The sequence below is a fragment of the Parabacteroides caeci genome (genome assembly GCF_023656795.1).
Lineage (GTDB): Bacteria > Bacteroidota > Bacteroidia > Bacteroidales > Tannerellaceae > Parabacteroides > Parabacteroides segnis.
On the sequence record NZ_JAMOKT010000067.1, the window covers coordinates 1 to 17,988 of the forward strand.

Annotated in this window: 11 protein-coding genes; 9 read left to right on the forward strand and 2 right to left on the reverse strand. The window is 40.2% G+C overall.

The window, feature by feature from the left end; translation table 11 throughout:
- Positions 1-150 precede the first annotated feature (150 nt).
- The 3 genes from NBH15_RS24055 (at position 151) to NBH15_RS24065 (ending at position 4,164) form a co-directional block, all read left to right on the forward strand.
- Positions 151-756 (forward strand): hypothetical protein, encoded by a 606-nt coding sequence (locus tag NBH15_RS24055; protein ID WP_250823739.1) that lies wholly within the window; start codon positions 151-153, stop codon positions 754-756.
- Between the two features lie 10 nt (positions 757-766).
- Positions 767-2,335, forward strand: a complete 1,569-nt coding sequence (locus NBH15_RS24060; protein ID WP_250823740.1) for a RagB/SusD family nutrient uptake outer membrane protein — start codon at positions 767-769, stop codon at positions 2,333-2,335.
- 431 nt (positions 2,336-2,766) lie between these two features.
- Positions 2,767-4,164, forward strand: coding sequence for a sulfatase-like hydrolase/transferase (locus tag NBH15_RS24065; protein WP_250823741.1), 1,398 nt, complete (start codon positions 2,767-2,769; stop codon positions 4,162-4,164).
- A gap of 7 nt (positions 4,165-4,171) precedes the next feature.
- Here the strand turns inward: NBH15_RS24065 and NBH15_RS24070 are convergent, their stop codons facing one another.
- Together NBH15_RS24070 and NBH15_RS24075 are read right to left on the reverse strand one after the other, a co-directional pair.
- Positions 4,172-4,873, reverse strand: a complete 702-nt coding sequence (locus NBH15_RS24070; RefSeq protein ID WP_350472295.1) for an IS5 family transposase — start codon at positions 4,871-4,873, stop codon at positions 4,172-4,174.
- Between the two features lie 21 nt (positions 4,874-4,894).
- Complete coding sequence (locus NBH15_RS24075; RefSeq protein WP_250823743.1) at positions 4,895-5,794, reverse strand: IS1595 family transposase; 900 nt, start codon at positions 5,792-5,794, stop codon at positions 4,895-4,897.
- Positions 5,795-6,347: 553 nt separating this feature from the next.
- On the opposite strand from NBH15_RS24075, the gene NBH15_RS24080 reads away from it, so the two are divergent.
- The 6 genes from NBH15_RS24080 (at position 6,348) to NBH15_RS24105 (ending at position 17,936) form a co-directional block, all read left to right on the forward strand.
- Positions 6,348-7,106 carry a DNA-binding domain-containing protein gene (locus NBH15_RS24080; protein ID WP_250823744.1) on the forward strand — a complete coding sequence of 253 codons (759 nt, stop codon included), beginning with the start codon at positions 6,348-6,350 and terminating at the stop codon, positions 7,104-7,106.
- Between the two features lie 166 nt (positions 7,107-7,272).
- Positions 7,273-10,494: a SusC/RagA family TonB-linked outer membrane protein gene (locus tag NBH15_RS24085; RefSeq protein WP_250823745.1), complete on the forward strand. Its 3,222-nt coding sequence runs from the start codon at positions 7,273-7,275 to the stop codon at positions 10,492-10,494.
- Between the two features lie 20 nt (positions 10,495-10,514).
- Complete coding sequence (locus tag NBH15_RS24090; protein WP_250823746.1) at positions 10,515-12,419, forward strand: RagB/SusD family nutrient uptake outer membrane protein; 1,905 nt, start codon at positions 10,515-10,517, stop codon at positions 12,417-12,419.
- Between the two features lie 30 nt (positions 12,420-12,449).
- Positions 12,450-13,631 (forward strand): DUF5000 domain-containing lipoprotein, encoded by a 1,182-nt coding sequence (locus NBH15_RS24095; protein ID WP_128135218.1) that lies wholly within the window; start codon positions 12,450-12,452, stop codon positions 13,629-13,631.
- 31 nt (positions 13,632-13,662) lie between these two features.
- Positions 13,663-14,790 carry a DUF4998 domain-containing protein gene (locus NBH15_RS24100; RefSeq protein ID WP_250823747.1) on the forward strand — a complete coding sequence of 376 codons (1,128 nt, stop codon included), beginning with the start codon at positions 13,663-13,665 and terminating at the stop codon, positions 14,788-14,790.
- 239 nt (positions 14,791-15,029) lie between these two features.
- On the forward strand, positions 15,030-17,936 hold the full coding sequence (locus NBH15_RS24105) for a glycoside hydrolase family 2 TIM barrel-domain containing protein (protein ID WP_250823748.1): 2,907 nt from the start codon (positions 15,030-15,032) through the stop codon (positions 17,934-17,936).
- Positions 17,937-17,988 lie beyond the last annotated feature (52 nt).

The following is a 17,988-nucleotide window of genomic DNA, read 5'->3' on the forward strand; positions in this document are numbered from 1 at the left end:
CTTCGGACAGGATTATAACTCTACATCAAGCGGTCATTCGATGATAGACATTAGTTGGAGGCTTCAGATTGTCCCCATATCTGTTTTGATAACCTGAAATGAATCCACTATGAATAATGTAGGTTAGGTATTTTTACAGATGAAGAAGATTTGGCAAATAGTGCTGTAATCAACCGCGATCAAGCTGGTTTGGGTGATTTGAAATACAAAGATCAGAATAATGATGGTAAGATTGATGGAGAAGATCGTGTTTATCTGGGTAGTTGGGATCCTGCCTGGACATTTGGTTTGAATTTGAATGCTACATGGAAAGGATTTGATGTTTCTGTGATGTTCCAAGGGGCAGCAGATGTAAAAGGATTCCTTCAGAATGAAACCGTAGGTCGCTTACAAGGAAATACGGCTAAACCAACAGATCTATTTCGGGATGCTTGGGATGCGGAAACGAATCCTGATGGTAAATTCCCTCGTCCTTTAACGACTTGGACACAGAATGATTCTGGATCGAACCCGTCTGATTTTTGGATTATCAATTCTTCCTATTTACGTATGAAAAACTTCCAGTTTGGTTATACGTTGCCAAAGTCTGTTTGTGATTTTATTCGTGTCCCTAAAATCAGAGTTTATTATAGTGGACAAAATTTATTGACTTTTACAGGATTTAGTAATGGTTTTGATCCAGAAGCTCCTGCTGGTGCCCGTGCATATTATCCTCAGGTAAAGGTGAATACTTTCGGATTAAATATAACTTTTTAAATAGATTATCATGAAAAAATATAGTATATTACTAGCTCTATTGGTTTTTGTTACATCTTGTAGTAGTGATTTCTTAGATAGGAATCCGTTAGATCAACCGTCAAATGAAGCATTTTGGAATACAGAAAAAGATGCATTGGCAGCAGCCACCGGTTGCTATGAAGGGTGGTATAGTATGGACGAAGTCGTTTATTTTGATTGTGCTTCCGATAATGCCTATAATCCTTATTCTTGGGAAGGTTGGCAGGTTCAGGCTACCGGTTATGCTACACCTACCAATTATGGACAAAGCTATATGGCGTATGATAAGATTACCAGATGCAATAATTTCTTGGAAAATATTAGCCGTCCAGAAATGGATGAAGAAGTGAGAACTCGTTTGACGGCAGAAGTTCGTTTTTTAAGGGCATGGCATTATTTTCTAAAAGTTACTCTTTATGGAGATGTTCCTTTGGTTAAAGAAGTTTTGGATATTACAAATTCCAATTTGCCTCGTAATCCAAAAGAAGAAGTGGTACAGTTTATTTTGGATGAATTGACAGAAATCGCTCCCCAATTACCTAATAGCTACACAGGAAGTGATGTCGGGCGGGTGACAAAAGGTGCAGCATTGACTTTGAAAGCTCGTATGGAAATCTTTATGGGGGATTATGCCGCTTGTTCTGCTACTTGTGCACAAATTATGGAACTTGGATATTCACTTTATCCAGATTATGCCGGTTTGTTTAAAATAGCAAATAAAAACAATGAGGAAGTAATTATGGATGTCCAGTATGTTGAGAATTTGGCAGAATGTTGGGTGTTAGGCGTTATGCCGCCAGCATCAGTTGGAGGTTGGTCATCTATAAATCCGACACAAGCATTGGTTGATGCATATGAATGTATTGATGGGAAAACTATTGAGGAATCTTCTGTGTATGATCCAAGAGAACCCTATAAGAACCGTGATCCCCGTTTGGCAGCTTCTTTAATTTATCCAGGCTGTTTGTATGAGGGTAGTTATTTTAATCCAATTGACAAGGCGGATCCTACAGGTGATTATTATGCGCCTTATGGAAGATCTAAAACGGGATATCATACTCGTAAATATATTGATAATCTATCAGATTATGCAGATATGTGGAATACAGGTATGAATGCTATTGTAATGCGTTATGCGGAAGTTTTGTTGATGTATGCGGAATCAAAGATTGAACAAAATCAGATTGATGCTTCGGTTTATGATGCTCTAAATGCGGTTCGAACTCGTGCCGGTATGCCTGAAGTAGATCAATCAATTTATAATTCTCAAACAAAAATGAGAGAGTTGGTTCGTCGTGAACGTCGTGTTGAATTAGCATTGGAAGGTTTCCGTTGGTTTGATATTTGTCGTTGGAAGATAGGTGAAGAAGTTATGCCTGGACAAGTCTATGGTGCTCTTTTAGGAACGGTTGATGCTGAAACAGATGCTCTTAATCTGACAGATGAAAGGATAAAAGTAGAAGTTCGTTTGTTTGATCCTGCAAAAAATTATTTGTGGCCAATACCTCAAAGTGTTATTGATGCAACACCTGCAATAGTCCAAAATCTGGGATATTGATAAACATATGAACGACTATTGAAAACAGGGCAACCGCACCAAAATTTCGTCTGCTACTTAACTGTTTGATAATCAAATATGACTTTTGCAATATTTAATAAATCGCTAAATTTGTGCGCATTGATTATCAGTTGATTGACATTTTGATGCGGTTACCCTACTTTTGAAAATGATTTGATAGGTTTTTTTATAAAAATCGCCTATATAGACAAGTTTTATCGGCGTTCTTTTTTATAAAAGTTTCGATCTGTTTTTAATGAGTTGATGTAAAAACAGCTATTTTATCAGATCATTTTTTATTAAAAAAGATGAGTTATGAAGTTTGTGGGTATAGGCGATTTTGCATTTGGGCGAAATTTCAACTGTCTCTTGAGCTTGAGAGTTTTATGTCAAAACAAAAACATATATTTTGAATTTGTATTAATGGTTAAATGAATGAAATGGGAAAAACATTTTTATTGTCTTTAGGAGTTGTCCTTTGTGCATGTCAAAAACAGGAACCTAAACCTAATGTGTTAGTGATACTGATTGATGATGCCGGTTATTCGAGTTTTGGATTTAATGGTGGAGAAATTGAAACTCCAAATATTGATTCTTTGGCGCATCAGGGAGTGATATGTACGGATGCACATGTCATGGGTTCGGTTAGTGCTCCTTCGAGGGCAATGTTGATGACAGGACGTTATGGGCAACGTTTCGGATTTGAATGCAATTTGGATGATCCGGATGCAGGAGTACCAAATGAAGAAGAGACTTTGGGAGATATATTCCGTGAAAATGGCTATGCAACTGCTGCCTTAGGAAAATGGCATTTAGGATTTAAACCGGATATGCATCCCAATGAACAAGGCTTTGAACATTTTTATGGTTTTCTGGCAGGAAGCCGTTCCTATTATTATAGGCCCGATTCAGATGATAAAGATGGAAGTTTGCATCAAATGCAATTGAATGGTGAACCGATAAAATTTGATGGATATATGACAGATGTTCTTACCGATCATGCACTTTCATACATAGAGTGTGTTGGAGAAAAGCCATTCATGATGTATCTTTCTTATAATGCTATTCACACACCCTTGGAGGCACCCGAAGAATATTTGAATAAATTTGAAGGTTGTAAAAATCAGCATATTAAAGCTATGACATCGGCTTTGGATAAGAATATTGGGAAATTAGTGGCTGGTCTGAAAAAGATGAATAAATTTGATAATACGCTCATTTTCTTTTTGGCAGATAATGGTGGAGCTATTAATAACTTAGACTCTAATTTACCATATAAAGGGTTTAAGGGGAATAAATTTGAAGGAGGTCATAGAGTTCCTTTTTGTGTGGTGTGGGGTGATAAGCTTGTTAAAGATTGTAAGTTTAATGGATTGGTTTCTTCTTTTGATATTATGGCTACCGCAGTTCAGGCAGCAGGTATCCCCTCTCAGAAATTAAAGAATCCAATTGATGGAGTTGATTTACTACCCTATTTAAGAGGTGAAAAAGTTGGTAATCCCCATGAATATTTGTTCTGGAGAAAAATGAATTGTAGTGCAGTACGAACTCCTGATTATAAATTGATCTCAGTTGATGGTTATGGTAAAGTTCTATATAATATAACTAAAGATCCTACCGAAATGCATGATATAAAGAATGAAGAACCTGAAATATATGAAGAATTATGTCAAGTTTGGAGTGAATGGAATGCTGAAATGGGAGATAGAAAATGGGACGATGGAGGTTTATGGCCTCAAGTGACAGATACCATTACTATTGATTTAATGAAGAATTTTAGAAATGAAGAATTGATTCTGTATCCAGGTGCCAAGCGGAAAATCCAATGAGTAATTGTTATTTGACAATCTGTACCATAGCTTCCGCAGTTTCAGCAAGGAATTCGTAATCGATGGTCAGCCTTCTGAAGTTTTCCAGCCATGAGAAAGAGCGTTCCACAATCCAGCGTTTTGGCAGTACCTGAAATTTGGATGGACATTCGTCCGTCCTGAGTACGACCTCCAAAATCCATCCGAATTTCTTCTTTACCCAATCAGCCAAATCTCCCCTGTATCCTCCGTCCGCCAGAATTTTCACCAGACGTGGAAACTTGCAGGAGAGTTTCTCTATGACTTGTGGGGCACCTTTGCAGTCATGCAGGTTGGCTTCATGGATTGCGACGGCTAACGGAAGACCAAGCGTATCAACAATGATGTGCTCTTTCCGACCCTTGACTTTCTTGTTTCCGTCTATTCCCCAGTCAGAATCAACATGATGGGAGGTTTTTACGCTCCTAGAGTCTATGATTCCAAGACTGGGGCTTTCCTCCCGTCCTGCCTGTTTACGGATAAGGGAGTGCAAGGCATCCATTACCTCCTCAAACACGCCTTCAAGTTTCCATTTACGGAAGTAGTAATAGACTGTCTGCCAGGGAGCGAAATCAGAAGGAAGCATACGCCACTGGCAGCCACTCTTGTTGATATAAAGGAGGGCATTCATTATCTCTTTGAGCGGATATTTACGCATCCTTTCTTGTGGGGTTAAAATATTTTTAGGTATAGGCGGTTGATGCGCCCAATGCTAGTCAATTGATGCTAAACATGTTGGCGCATTATTCATCAGTCGCCGTATGAGTACATCAAATATGGTATCCATATTGTTTCGGCAATTAAACCTGAAATGATACTCGTCAAGATAACCTTGCAGACGCTCTTTCGAGCCGTGGTGATGTATGCCTCTGAGCCATCCCTTGATATTCATGATATGGATGTGCATCTGTGGAAATGAAGTTCCGTTTTCAGACTTGCGTTGCTCAATCTGATACTCGTCCATCAATGGGAGATATCCCTTCCATTCATCCGTGACAACTTTAGCATCTTTGGATATGTATTTCTCAAAGAACGGCCTGAACGACAACGATGATGCGTCATCAATGACTTGCGCATATGCTCTACCCACACCGTCTGTCACTATTTCCAATGCCACAATGACAAGTTTCTTGGCTGATTCTGAGGAACGTCCGACTATTCCTTCCTCTTCACCACCGATGTAGAACTCATCTGCATGTACTGTGCCTGCAAGAGGATGCCGACCGGAACTTTTCATGGCCTGCTGGAGTTTCCATTTGAACTCCCATACCGTTTTCTGCCGCAGTTCGTATTCTTCTGCCGGCTCCATTGATGACATACCCTTTTTCTTGGTCGCTATCTTGAAGGCAATGTGAAATGCGTACACCGGTGCGAGTTTCATACGGTCAAGCATTGTACCGGATGTTACGCTTTCATCACGTTTGCACTTGTTGCAGCGACGGGAGTATGAAGTCCTGCCTTTATGGTATGTCGTATTGCCGCATCTTGGGCATACAAAACTTTCATCAGGCCATTTTATCTCTGACATATACCTCAGACAGTCTTCGTCATTCTTAAATCTATTATAGAACTTTATGGAATTCACACCTTTAAATATTTCTCGTTGTATCATGCTACAAAAGTAGCGATTATCTTTCGTTTGGGCGCATCAACCGCCTATACCTAATTGCATAATAAAGCAATGTGATTTTTATGCTTTAACCGGGAAAGAAACAACTAGAGTCTTCATAGAACTACAGCCTTTTTTATAATAATCGTGACAATTATTAGTAAATATTATCTGTAAGCTTATATTAAAACCAGTTGATTATGATTTAAAATTTAAGAATACATCATACTATTTTACTTTTGCATAATCAGATGAATATCAATTCTAAATTTGTCTTTACAAAATTCCTGATTATTTGATGAAAACTTATCCTGTTTTCCATAAAGTATATGGAGAATACGGATTTTATTTCCTAAAAAAAGTATACAAAACGGAATCGCCATAGAATGGCATTAAAGAAGTCTTCAAATTCTATCTGTCATAAAATCAGTACAATACTATCTATCAAGGATTAGTTGCTATATACTTAAAGAACCATAGTTCTATGAAGACTATGGAAATGATACATATATAATATAAACCAGAAAGGCAACAACCTTTCACAAATTAAACTATTATGCAAAACAAATTAAAAGGATGGATCGCTCCGAATAGCGTTACCAAAGACCCGAATGACAAAATCCTGATTCTTGATCCTGCAGGACATGTAGGCATGACGGAGATTTATAAGGAAATGAGGGAAGAAGATACCGGCTTGCGACCGGAAACTTTAACCCATGTCGTTACCCTTTTCGAAAGGATTGTTGCCCGTTTTCTAATGAACGGATATTATGTGAATACCGGTTTGTTTTATGCTGTTCCCCGCTTCTCCGGAGTCATAGAAGGAGGACGTTGGGATCCGACAAAGAACAATATCTATGTATCTTTTATCCAAGACAAAGTGTTACGTGAAGAAATCGCCAAAACGGATGTTGTCCTTCAAGGAGAAAAGAATGATGTCATGTACATTCTGGAAACAGAAGATAAGAAAACCAAACTGAAAGACGGTTGTATGACACCGGGACGCAACTTTGCTGTTCGTGGTGCGTTTTTGAAAATAGTGGGTGAGGATGCTTCTGTGGGTATTGCCATCCGCAATAAAGAGAACGATGCCATTACTAAAATAACCGAAGATATGTTTGCCACCAACAATCCCTCCGAACTGATTTTTTTAGTACCTACGGAACTGACCGATGGTGAATATGAACTGACCGTTACCACACAATATACGAAAGGCACTGGAGTAACATTGAAAACACCTCGTTCTGTATCAATTCCAGTGTATGTAGGGACAAAAAGTGGAAGTGATGAAAACGATCGTCCGGAAATAGAATAACCGTGACGTAATAACAAGCAATACTGTCTCTTGTATGGAGATACCGGTGTCGCCCTATGGGAGATAACCTTATCTACATAGCGGAGATAGTACTGTCTCCACGCAGAAGTAAAGGTGAAAACAACAAGAATATTTTAATCTATATTATTAATTAAAAGTTTACATTATGAAGCAAAAGGTACTCTTAGGACTTTTGGTTCCTCTGTCGTTAGTCTCTGTCTCTCTGGTTTTTGCGGTCGAAGATATGTCGGCTACAGAAAAGAGGAACGTTCCGATAAGTCGTAACGATGAGAGAACAAACAGGATGGAGCCGATAGTCGGCCATGTTCAACAAAACGGGAAAAAGGTTAAAGGAAAGATCTCAGATACCGGAGGGGATCCGCTTCCCGGAGCCACAGTACAGATCAAAGGCAGTACGAAAGGTGTGATTGCTGATGTAGATGGAAACTTCGAATTCGATGGTGTTAAAACCAATGAAATATTAGTCGTTTCATACATTGGCATGGAAACTAAAGAATTAACCTATAAGGGCGAAGGTTTCTTGAACATCGTGATGGAGCCCAAGGCTGACCAATTGGAGGAAGTAACGGTTGTAGCTTTTGCCAAACAGAAAAAAGAGAGTGTGGTTTCTGCCATCACAACGGTAAAGCCGGCAGAGCTGAAAATACCAAGTAGCAATCTGACCACAGCTTTTGCCGGTCGTGTGGCAGGTTTGATATCCTATCAGACAAGCGGTGAACCGGGAAAGGATAATGCGAACTTTTTCATTCGGGGGATCACGACATTCGGGGCTGAAGCTAAAAAGGACCCGCTGATTTTGATTGATGGTATCGAATTGGGAACAGAAGACTTGTCTCGTCTGAATACCGACGATATTGCCAGCTTTACGATCATGAAAGATGCTACAGCTACGGCTTTATATGGGGCACGTGGTGCCAATGGCGTAATCTCTGTAACAACCAAAGAAGGACGTGAAGGTAAGGTCTCTGTTAATGTTCGTGTGGAAAACTCGTTTTCAACTCCTACCGAGAAGATAAAACTGGCAGATCCGGTCACTTATATGCGGATGCATAATGAAGCCATCAAAACACGTGATCCGATGGGGTTGGCATTGTATACCCAAGAAAAAATAACCATGACCGAACGTGGCCTTTATCCGAATCTGTTCCCTGCAACAGATTGGTATGATACCATGTTCCGTGATTTGACGATGAACCAACGTGCAAATATTAGTGTAAGCGGTGGTGGTAAGATAGCCCGTTATTATGTAGCGGCCAATATGACACGCGACAATGGCAATATGAAGGTTGACAAGCGTAACAACTTTAACTCAAATATCAATTTGATGAAATATACGATCCGTTCGAACGTGAATGTGAACTTGACAAAGACCACTGAATTGGTTTTGCGTATGAGTGCGGCATTCGATGATTATTCAGGTCCGATAGGAGGTGGTAGCACCATGTATAATTATGTGATGCAAGCCAATCCTGTTTTGTTCAAGCCTTATTATGAACCGGATGAACAGTATTCTTATGCCAAGCATATCTTGTTTGGTAACTATGGGGATGCTAATTATATCAATCCCTATGCTCAGTCATTAAGAGGATATAACGAATACAGCAAGAACACGATGCTGACTCAGTTTGTTGTGAATCAGAATCTGGATATGATAACCAAAGGTTTGACAGCAAGCGTACTTGTTAATATGGATCGTTATTCGGAATATACGGTGAATCGAGCATATACCCCTTTCTATTATAGCATCAGTTCCTTCGATATACAGGATCAGTCTTACAAGTTGAGCCGTTTGAATCCGACAACCGGAACAGAATGGATCAATTATCAACCGGGAGAACGTAAAATCAACAGTAGTGTATATATGGAAGCAAAAGCGGAATATACCCGTTTGTTTAATGATAAACATAATGTGAATGCTTTGTTTGTTTACACGATGCGTAATCAGAAATCTGGTATTGCGAATAATCTTCAATTGTCACTACCTTATAGAAATATGGGTTTGGCCGGTCGTATGGCTTATAACTTCGACTCTCGTTATTTCGGAGAATTTACTTTCGGTTACAACGGGTCGGAACGTTTTTCGAAGAATAACCGTTGGGGATTTTTTCCATCAGGAGCATTAGGTTGGATGGTTTCCAATGAAGGATTTTTCGAGCCGTTGAAGGATGTATTTCCCCAGTTTAAATTTAAAGGATCTTATGGTATGGCCGGACAGGATCAGATAGGTAGTGGAAATGACCGCTTCTATTATCTTTCGGATGTGAACATGGGTGCAGGTTCTTCCGTTCATTGGGGGACTTTGATGGATTATAATCCTGGCGGAGTAGCGTTTAATCGTTATGCCAATGATGAAATCGGTTGGGAAACTTCTTATAAAATGAATGTCGGTTTTGAAGCAACGACTACTTTTGGTTTGTCGGCTAATGTGGAATATTTTACCGAACGAAGAAAAAACATCCTTTTGAACCGTATCATTCCGGGAACAATGGGTATTGTACCGGCTGTAAAAGCCAATTTGGGTAAAGCGAAAGGGCATGGTGTCGATATGGAATTTAATTATGAAAAGAGTTTCAATAAAGATTTATGGATGACCGGACGTGCAACCTTTACGTATGCAACCAGTGAAGCAGTTGAATGGGAAGAACCGGACTACAGTGCCACTCCTTGGTTATCGAAAGTTGGCAAATCATTAGGACAGGTATGGGGATATATAGCCGAACGTTTGTTTATAGATGATGAAGAAGTAAAAAATTCACCGACACAATTCGGAAAATACAAGGCCGGTGATATTAAATACCGGGATGTGAATGGGGATGGAAAAATATCAGAATTAGATAAAGTGCCTATCGGTTTCCCGACAACTCCGGAAATCAACTATGGTTTCGGTCTTTCAGCCGGGTATAAAGGATTTGATGCCTCTTTCTTTTTCCAAGGTTCCGGACGCCAGTCATTCTGGTTGGATCAAAAGAAGATATCTCCTTTTATTGATGGAAACTCGGGGGATGGTATGACCGGACAAAATCAAGTATTACAGGTTATCGCAGATAATTATTGGTCTGAGAGCAACCGTAATCCGTATGCTTTCTGGCCCAGATTGTCCAGTCAAACCATATCTAACAATAATCAAACCAATACCTGGTTCATGCAGGATGCGACATTCCTTCGGTTGAAGTCGGTTGAAGTCGGTTATACACTACCGAGAGACTTGCTCAAAAAGATCAAAGTACAGAATTTCCGCGTGTATGTCAGTGGAACGAACCTCCTGTGCTGGAGTAAATTCAAGCTATGGGATCCGGAAATGGCAGGTAATGGCTTTGGATATCCGATTCAGCGTGTTTTTAATGTCGGCATTAACTTAGGATTCTAAAACAATAAAAACGAAAGAAAATGAAATCAATATTTAAATATATTTTATGCACATGTGTGGCTGTCACTGCAACATCCTGCGACTTTTTGGATGTCGTTCCGGACAACATTGCAACGGAAGAACACGCTTTTGCAGATCGTTATACGGTCGAAAAATATTTGGCAACCTGTTATTCAAAGTTTCCGGCTACAATGAACAGAAATGCAAACCCTGCTATTTTCGGTGCTCTGGAAATGATTTTGAATACGGAATATGATACGGAAAAAGGTATGCAGTTCGGATTAGGTTTTGATAATTCGACAAGTGCCCTTATCAACTATTGGGGTACTGGAGGATTGTATGCAGGGATTCGTGACTGCAACACTTTTATGAAAGGAATTGTCAATGTCGAAGATCTGGACGAATACGAAAAACAACGTATGATTGCCGAGGTTAAACTGATAAAAGCCTATCTGCACTTCTATTTGTTGTCGTATTACGGTCCTATTTGCCCGCTGCGTGAAAGTCCTCCTGTGACAGAATCGACTCAGGGAGTTCGTGTTTATCGTGAGAAAGTAGACGACTGCTTTCAATACGTTATGGATTTGATCAACGAAGTGATAGATAGTGAAAGTTTACCGTTAGTACTTACCAACCCAGCATCGGAACTAGGTCGTTTTACACAACCGGCTGCTCACATGCTAAAGGCTAAAGTGCTATTGTATTGGGCCAGCCCATTGTTTAATGGAAACACAGATTATAATAGTTTTTTGGATCATAATGGTGAACCGTTCTTTAACCAGGTTTATAACCCTACCCGTTGGACGGCTGCGGCAGAAGCATGTAAAAAAGCAGTAGAAGTGAGTGAAGCGGCCGGTATCCGTTTATATCAAACATCAGACTATGTAGCAACAAAACCGCTGTCCGATCAAACGTTGTTGGTACAAACATTAAGAGGTGTGATTAGTCACAGATGGAATCCTGAACTGATTTGGAGCAATACGGCTTCGATTGTCGGCGGTGGTTTCCAATCCGAATGTTTCACTTATTTTGAAACTTCCACATCATTGGGTAATGTACTGCAAAAAATGAGTGTGCCTTTATCGACAGTGGAACGGTTTTATTCGAAAAACGGTGTTCCTATTGAAGAAGATAATACGTATGATTATGCCAGTCGTTATAGTTTACGTGTCGGTGATGCGGAACATCGCTATTATATTCAGCAAGGCGAACAAACGGCAGCTTTGAATTTTGACCGTGAACCACGTTTCTATTCTACTTTAGGATTTGACAGAGGTAAATGGTATGGAAATTCTTATAAGAATATGCCGGATGACGATGCTGAATGTTTGTTCCCCAAAAATCGTTTCGGGGAAGTGTCTACCATTGGAAATCCGGGACAGTACAATGCAACCGGTTATTGGCCTAAAAAACTGGTTTCCATCAATAGCTCTTTCCGGGATGCCAACAGTATCACTTGGGAATCTTATCCTTTCCCTGACATGCGTTACGCAGATTTGTTGTTAATGTGCGCTGAAGCTTTGAATGAATCGAAGGATGCACCGGATGCCGAAGTGTACAAATATATCGATATGGTACGCGAACGTGCCGGTCTTAAAGGCGTTGTCGAGTCTTGGGGTAAATATTCCAAACAACCGAACAAACCGACCACGAAGGAAGGAATGCGTGATATAATCCGACAGGAACGTAAAATAGAATTGGCATGTGAAGGTTCTTATTACTGGGATAGCCATCGTTGGAAAACTGCTCTGGCTGAGCAAAATCGTATCATTGAAGGTTGGAATATCAATGCTTCAGATGTTAAAAACTATTATACACCAACTGCCATTTATGAGCAATCTTTTGAGTTTAAAAACTATTTTGCTCCTATACCTGAGTCTGAAATAGTAAAGAATCCGTTATTAAGACAGAATATGGGATGGTAATTATTAATCTATATTATTTATGATATACGTATGAATACCAGATATTTAAAGTTTACATTATTACTTCCGTTTCTTTTTTCTTGTTCAGAAAAAGAGCAGTTACCGATTAGTGAAAGCTTAGGTAAGCCGGGAGTTGTTACAAATGTTGTAGTTGAACCTACAGCCGGTGGTGCTGTTGTCTCATATAAAATTCCTAATACAGAAGATTTGTTGGCAGTGAAATGTTTATATACTACGACTAATGGTAAGGAATATGAGGTGACTACCTCATATTACGAAGATAAATTAGCGATCCAGGGTTATAATGATACTTTGGAACATACAGCAACTCTTTATGCGGTAAATCGTGCTCAGGAATTGTCAGATCCGATAGAAGTGAAGTTTACCCCATTAGAATCTGCTTTGACTAAAGCTGTCAAATCAGTAGCAATTGAACAAGACTTTGGCGGTGCACGTTTTAGCTGGAGGAATCCGGAAAAAGCTCCTCTTAATATTGAATTTTTAGCTCCGGATTCTACCGGGCAAATGTCAACCATGAATATTATGATGAGTGATATTGATGAGAATGTTTACAACATCAGAGGGTATGCTCCGGAACCTAAGAATTTCTCTATGATAATAAGCGATAATTTTGATAATTATTCCGATACCCTCACAGCAGAAGTTATTCCTTTGTTCGAAGAAAAATTGAACAAAAAGAATATGCGTGTAATGAATTTGGCAAACGATAAAAGTTTGACGAATTGGGAAGGAAAAGACGCTTATATATTAGACGATGACCATAATACTTTCGGATGTTTTATTACGAATGCTTTACCAGGTGCTCCTGCTACTTTCGATTTAGGAACTGTTGCTAAGCTGAGCCGATTGGTTGTGCATCAACGTATTTATAATTATGGCGTAAACATTGCTTATGGTCATGGTAATCCAAAAACATTTGAAGTGTATGTGTGTGACCACGAACCGAGTCAAAGTGGAGATTGGAGCGAATGGACTAAAGTAATGGACTGTGAAATAGTGAAACCTTCCGGATCTCCAGGTTCTACCGTGACAGATTTGGATATGGATGTCGCTAAAAACGGACATGAATTTTCGTTTGACATATCCCTGACTTCGGTACGATATGTGCGTATAGTCTTTATGTCTGCTTTCGGAGGAGCGACCTTCTCGAATATTGCTGATGTTGACTTTTATGGACAAATCGAAGAATAATGTGTAGTATCAACAAATTAACAAGAAAATTATGAAAAGATTATATAGTTTAGCGATACTGGCTACTTTCATTTTATCTTTCACTTCTTGTGAAGATTTTATGGATATGCACAAAGAGTATATAAAAGGTGGTGAGATTATTTATGCTCCCAAACCTGATTCTGTATACTTTATTGCAGGTAAAGGACGGGTTTTATTTAATTGTCGTACTTATAATGCCCCGAACGTCCGTTCTATAGATGTGTATTGGAATGACGGACTTGACTCTTTGATTATTCCTGTTGAACTGAAAACTGGTTATGATAGTATTTCTGTTATATTAGATAATTTGGAAGAAAAATCTTATACATTCAAAATACAGGCAACAGATAATTTTGGACATAAATCTTTGTTTATGACTGATTTTGGAACTTCTTATGGAGATACTTATCAAGCTACATTGAATGATCGTCTGGTAGAAAGCTTGACATTGTCGGATCAGGAAGGAACAATCAAGTGGTATTATGCACCTCAATATTTGGTTCGTAGTGAAGTGCGTTATGTGAAAAAGAACGGTTCACAAGCAATAGTAAAAGTCCCTTCTACAGATGATTTAGTTCAATTACCGGATGTAAAGCCGGGTTCTACCTTTGAATACAGGTCTTTGTATATCCCGGAAGAAGTAGCGATCGATACATTTGCCACTGCGTGGAAAGAATATGAAACACCTTTCCCGGCAGAATATAAATACGACCGTAGTTCATGGGAGGTTTTATCTGTTTCTGATGTTTCTACGTCGGAAGGTGGTGGAATGGCTACATTGATCGATGGGGATTTAAGTACCTATTGGCAATCTGCTTATGAGGGAGGAGATGCACCTCTACCTCATTGGGCTGTGATAGACATGCAAACACCGAAAAATATTTCTAGGGTTGAATTGTATCGCAGGACCGGGAATAAAGATACCAAAAGTATAGAGCTCTATGTCTCGGACCATCCTGATGCAAATGCTGCCGGTTGGATAAAAATAGGTACTGTTGTGTTTGAGGAAGGTGACAGTTCTTCAATTACAATACCCGGATCTATAGATATGAAAGGGCGTTATCTGAAGTTGTTACTTTCGGATAGTAATCGTGAACCTTATACGAGTGTAGCTGAGGTCTATGTTTATGGTAAATAGGGAAACAGATTCCGAAGTACTATAATCCATCAAATAAAGGGCTATTTTTAACTTAATCGTAAGTTAAGAATGGCTCTTTTTTATTTATTATCCCGGTAGTTCCGAATTTGATATATTTCATACCAATTAGTTCCGAATAAAAACCTTATGTTTATACTCTTATCAGGGCCGAAAAGAATAAATGTCGTTAATTTGCACATGTAAATTGTATTAATATCATTTAAACACAAAATACCTATATGAATGTAAGAAAACTATTTTACTTACTGGTTTCGGTTTTATGCCTGCAATCAGTTTGTGCTGCGGATTTTACTGTTCCGCGTCTTTCCCCTTTACCCATCAAGGTGGAAAAGCAGAAAGTACCTTTAGCTGGGAATTGGCAGTTTAACCCTTCTCCCGAAAAAGAATTCTGGAAGAAAGGAAGTGTTAGTAACTGGAAGAACATAGAGGTTCCCGGCGAATGGGTGATGCAGGGTTTTGAAGTCGAGAAGGGGAAGGCCGCCGGTTATTTCCGTACGTTTACTATTCCTTCTGCTTGGAGTGGGCAACAGATCAAGTTGCGTTGTAACGGCATATACAGTGATAGCCGGATTTATATAAACGGAAAAGAGGCCGGTTCTCATTTAGGTGGTTTTACGGCTTTTGAACTGGATGTGACGGATTTGGTGCAGGTAGGAAAAGAAAACCGTATTGCTGTCTCTGTCATTTCGGAAAGTCTTGCCGATTCGACATCCAGTGCTTCGCAATATGCCGTTCATCCATTGGGTGGTATAACAAGAGATCTTTATCTTTTTGCCTTGCCCGAAGTGAATCTTTCGATGTTCCATGCCAGTACATCTTTCGATACTTCTTATGTCGATGCCGTATTGAAGACTAATATTGAAATAACGAATGAATCGTCTGCCGTAAAATCCGGTTTGTCCCTTCATTTTACGTTGAAAGATGCAAATGGAAAAGAAATACAACTGAAAGAGAATGCTCGTCCGGTTCAAAACATGGTGGTGGGAGCGACGGAAAAGGCTGAAATATCTTTTGATATAGCGAAGCCGGAAAAATGGGATTCCGAGCATCCTTATTTATATACTCTCACCTGTCAGTTGAAAGAGGGAAAAAAGGTGTTGCATGAAACTATGCGCCGTGTCGGTTTCCGCCAGGTGGAAGTTCGCGGAAACCAGATGTTCATTAATAATATGCCGGTAAAACTTCGCGGAGTATGCCATCATGAGGTCATGCCGTTGCGGGGGCGTTCCGTGAATGACGATATGTGGCGGAAAGATGTGGAACTGTTCCGTCGTGGAAATGTTAATTATTTCCGAACCTCTCATTATCCACCCGATGAAGCCTTGCTGGAAGCCTGTGATGAATTGGGAATGCTGGTAGAAGTGGAAGCGCCTTTCTGTTGGGCACATAACACGAATGTACCGGAAGATATGCACGATGCTGTATTGGTCAACCAGCATGTCGAGATGGTAAACCTGAACCGCAGCCATCCTTCCGTTATCATGTGGTCGTTAGGAAATGAATCGTTGAAGTATGCCGAATATTTCAAAAAGGCGGGTGAAGTCGTGAAACAGATGGACCCGACACGTCCGCGTATCTTTAGCCAGTGGGGTCCGGATGCCGATAACGGCGAACTTGAAGTTACCAATCATCATTATCCCGGACCGACCGGACCGGATAAATACCGTAACAGCAAGCGTCCGGTTACTTTTGACGAATTTTGTCATCTGAATGCTTATAACCGTTTGGAACTGGCTGCCGATCCGGGACTTCGTAGTATGTGGGGACCTTTGTTGGATAAAATGTGGAATGATATGTATCATAGCCAGGGTGTTTTAGGCGGTGCGATATGGGCTGGTATAGACGATACATTCTTTTTACCGGGAGAAAAGGCGGTCGGTTACGGAACTTGGGGACCGATAGACGGATGGCGGCGTGAAAAGCCGGAATATTGGGGAATGAAGAAAGCCTTTAGTCCAGTTAAGATCATACAGAAAGGAAATATGTCGGCCGACGGTATTGTCCGTTTCCATGTGGAGAACCGTCATAATTTCAGTGATCTGTCGGAATGTTCCATCGAGTGGAAAGCCGGAGGAAAGAGCGGCAGGATAACAACCGATGTTGCTCCCCGTTCGGAGGGAGAGTTCGAGGTTCAGTTACCGGAATCTTTACGGAATACGGAGATGCTTGAATTGACAGTCACCGGCGTTCGTGGTTTTGTGATCGATGAATACTGTTTCCGTATTTTGCCGGAACAGATCAAGCCGCAGGAACAAGGGCAGTCAGGAAAACTGTCTTGTCAGGAAAAAGCCGATGTTATCGAGATTCAGTCAACAGGAGGAGCATTTACTGTGGATAAGCGTAACGGATTGTTGTCTGCCGGTCAGGGAGTAAATACTATATTGTTGCAATCTCCAGCTTTGATGGTACTGCCGTTGAACGGAGATGGTGAAGGTGTCCAGATGATCGGTAAAGACCAGAAGTTCAAGCCATATAACCCAGTCTGCGAAAATTGGGTAGCTCAGTCTGTTACCTGTCTGCCGGGCGATGAGCTTATTAGCATAAAAGTAAAAGGAATTTATAAAGAAGCCGAAGGCATATTTGAGTATCGTTTTCATAAAAATGGAGAAGTCACTTTTGTCTATGACTTCACTATGCTTCAGGATATATCTCCGAGACAGACTGGACTGGTATTTTCTTTGCCTTCTTCTTTTACTCATCTGGATTGGAAACGGAAAGGATATTGGAGCGTGTATCCGGAAGACCATATAGGAGCATTGACGGGACAAGCAGAAGCATTCGATTCCTCATTGCCTGTATCCGGACTGGCAGGCCCTTCCAAACAGCCTGTAAAATCCTGGTCGTATGATCAGACGGCAGCCGGTTCAAACATGTTTCGTTCTACGAAGGAGAATATTTACTCAGCCTGTCTGAAAGACAAATCAGGACAATCTATCACCGTGAAATCCGATGGAACGCAGTATGTTCGTGCCTGGATAGAGGGTGATGCGATTCGTTTATTAGTTGCCGATTATAACAATCCGGGAAAGGAAAACTTCCTGATTCCTCATGCCGAGAAAGAATACAGGCCGTTGCGAAAAGGTGATAAAGTACAGGGGAAGGTAACGGTTTCTTTTCATCCGTAAAGACAGATCTAAGATACCAGAAAAAAGGTCCGGTGTTTTGAAATGTTAAGAC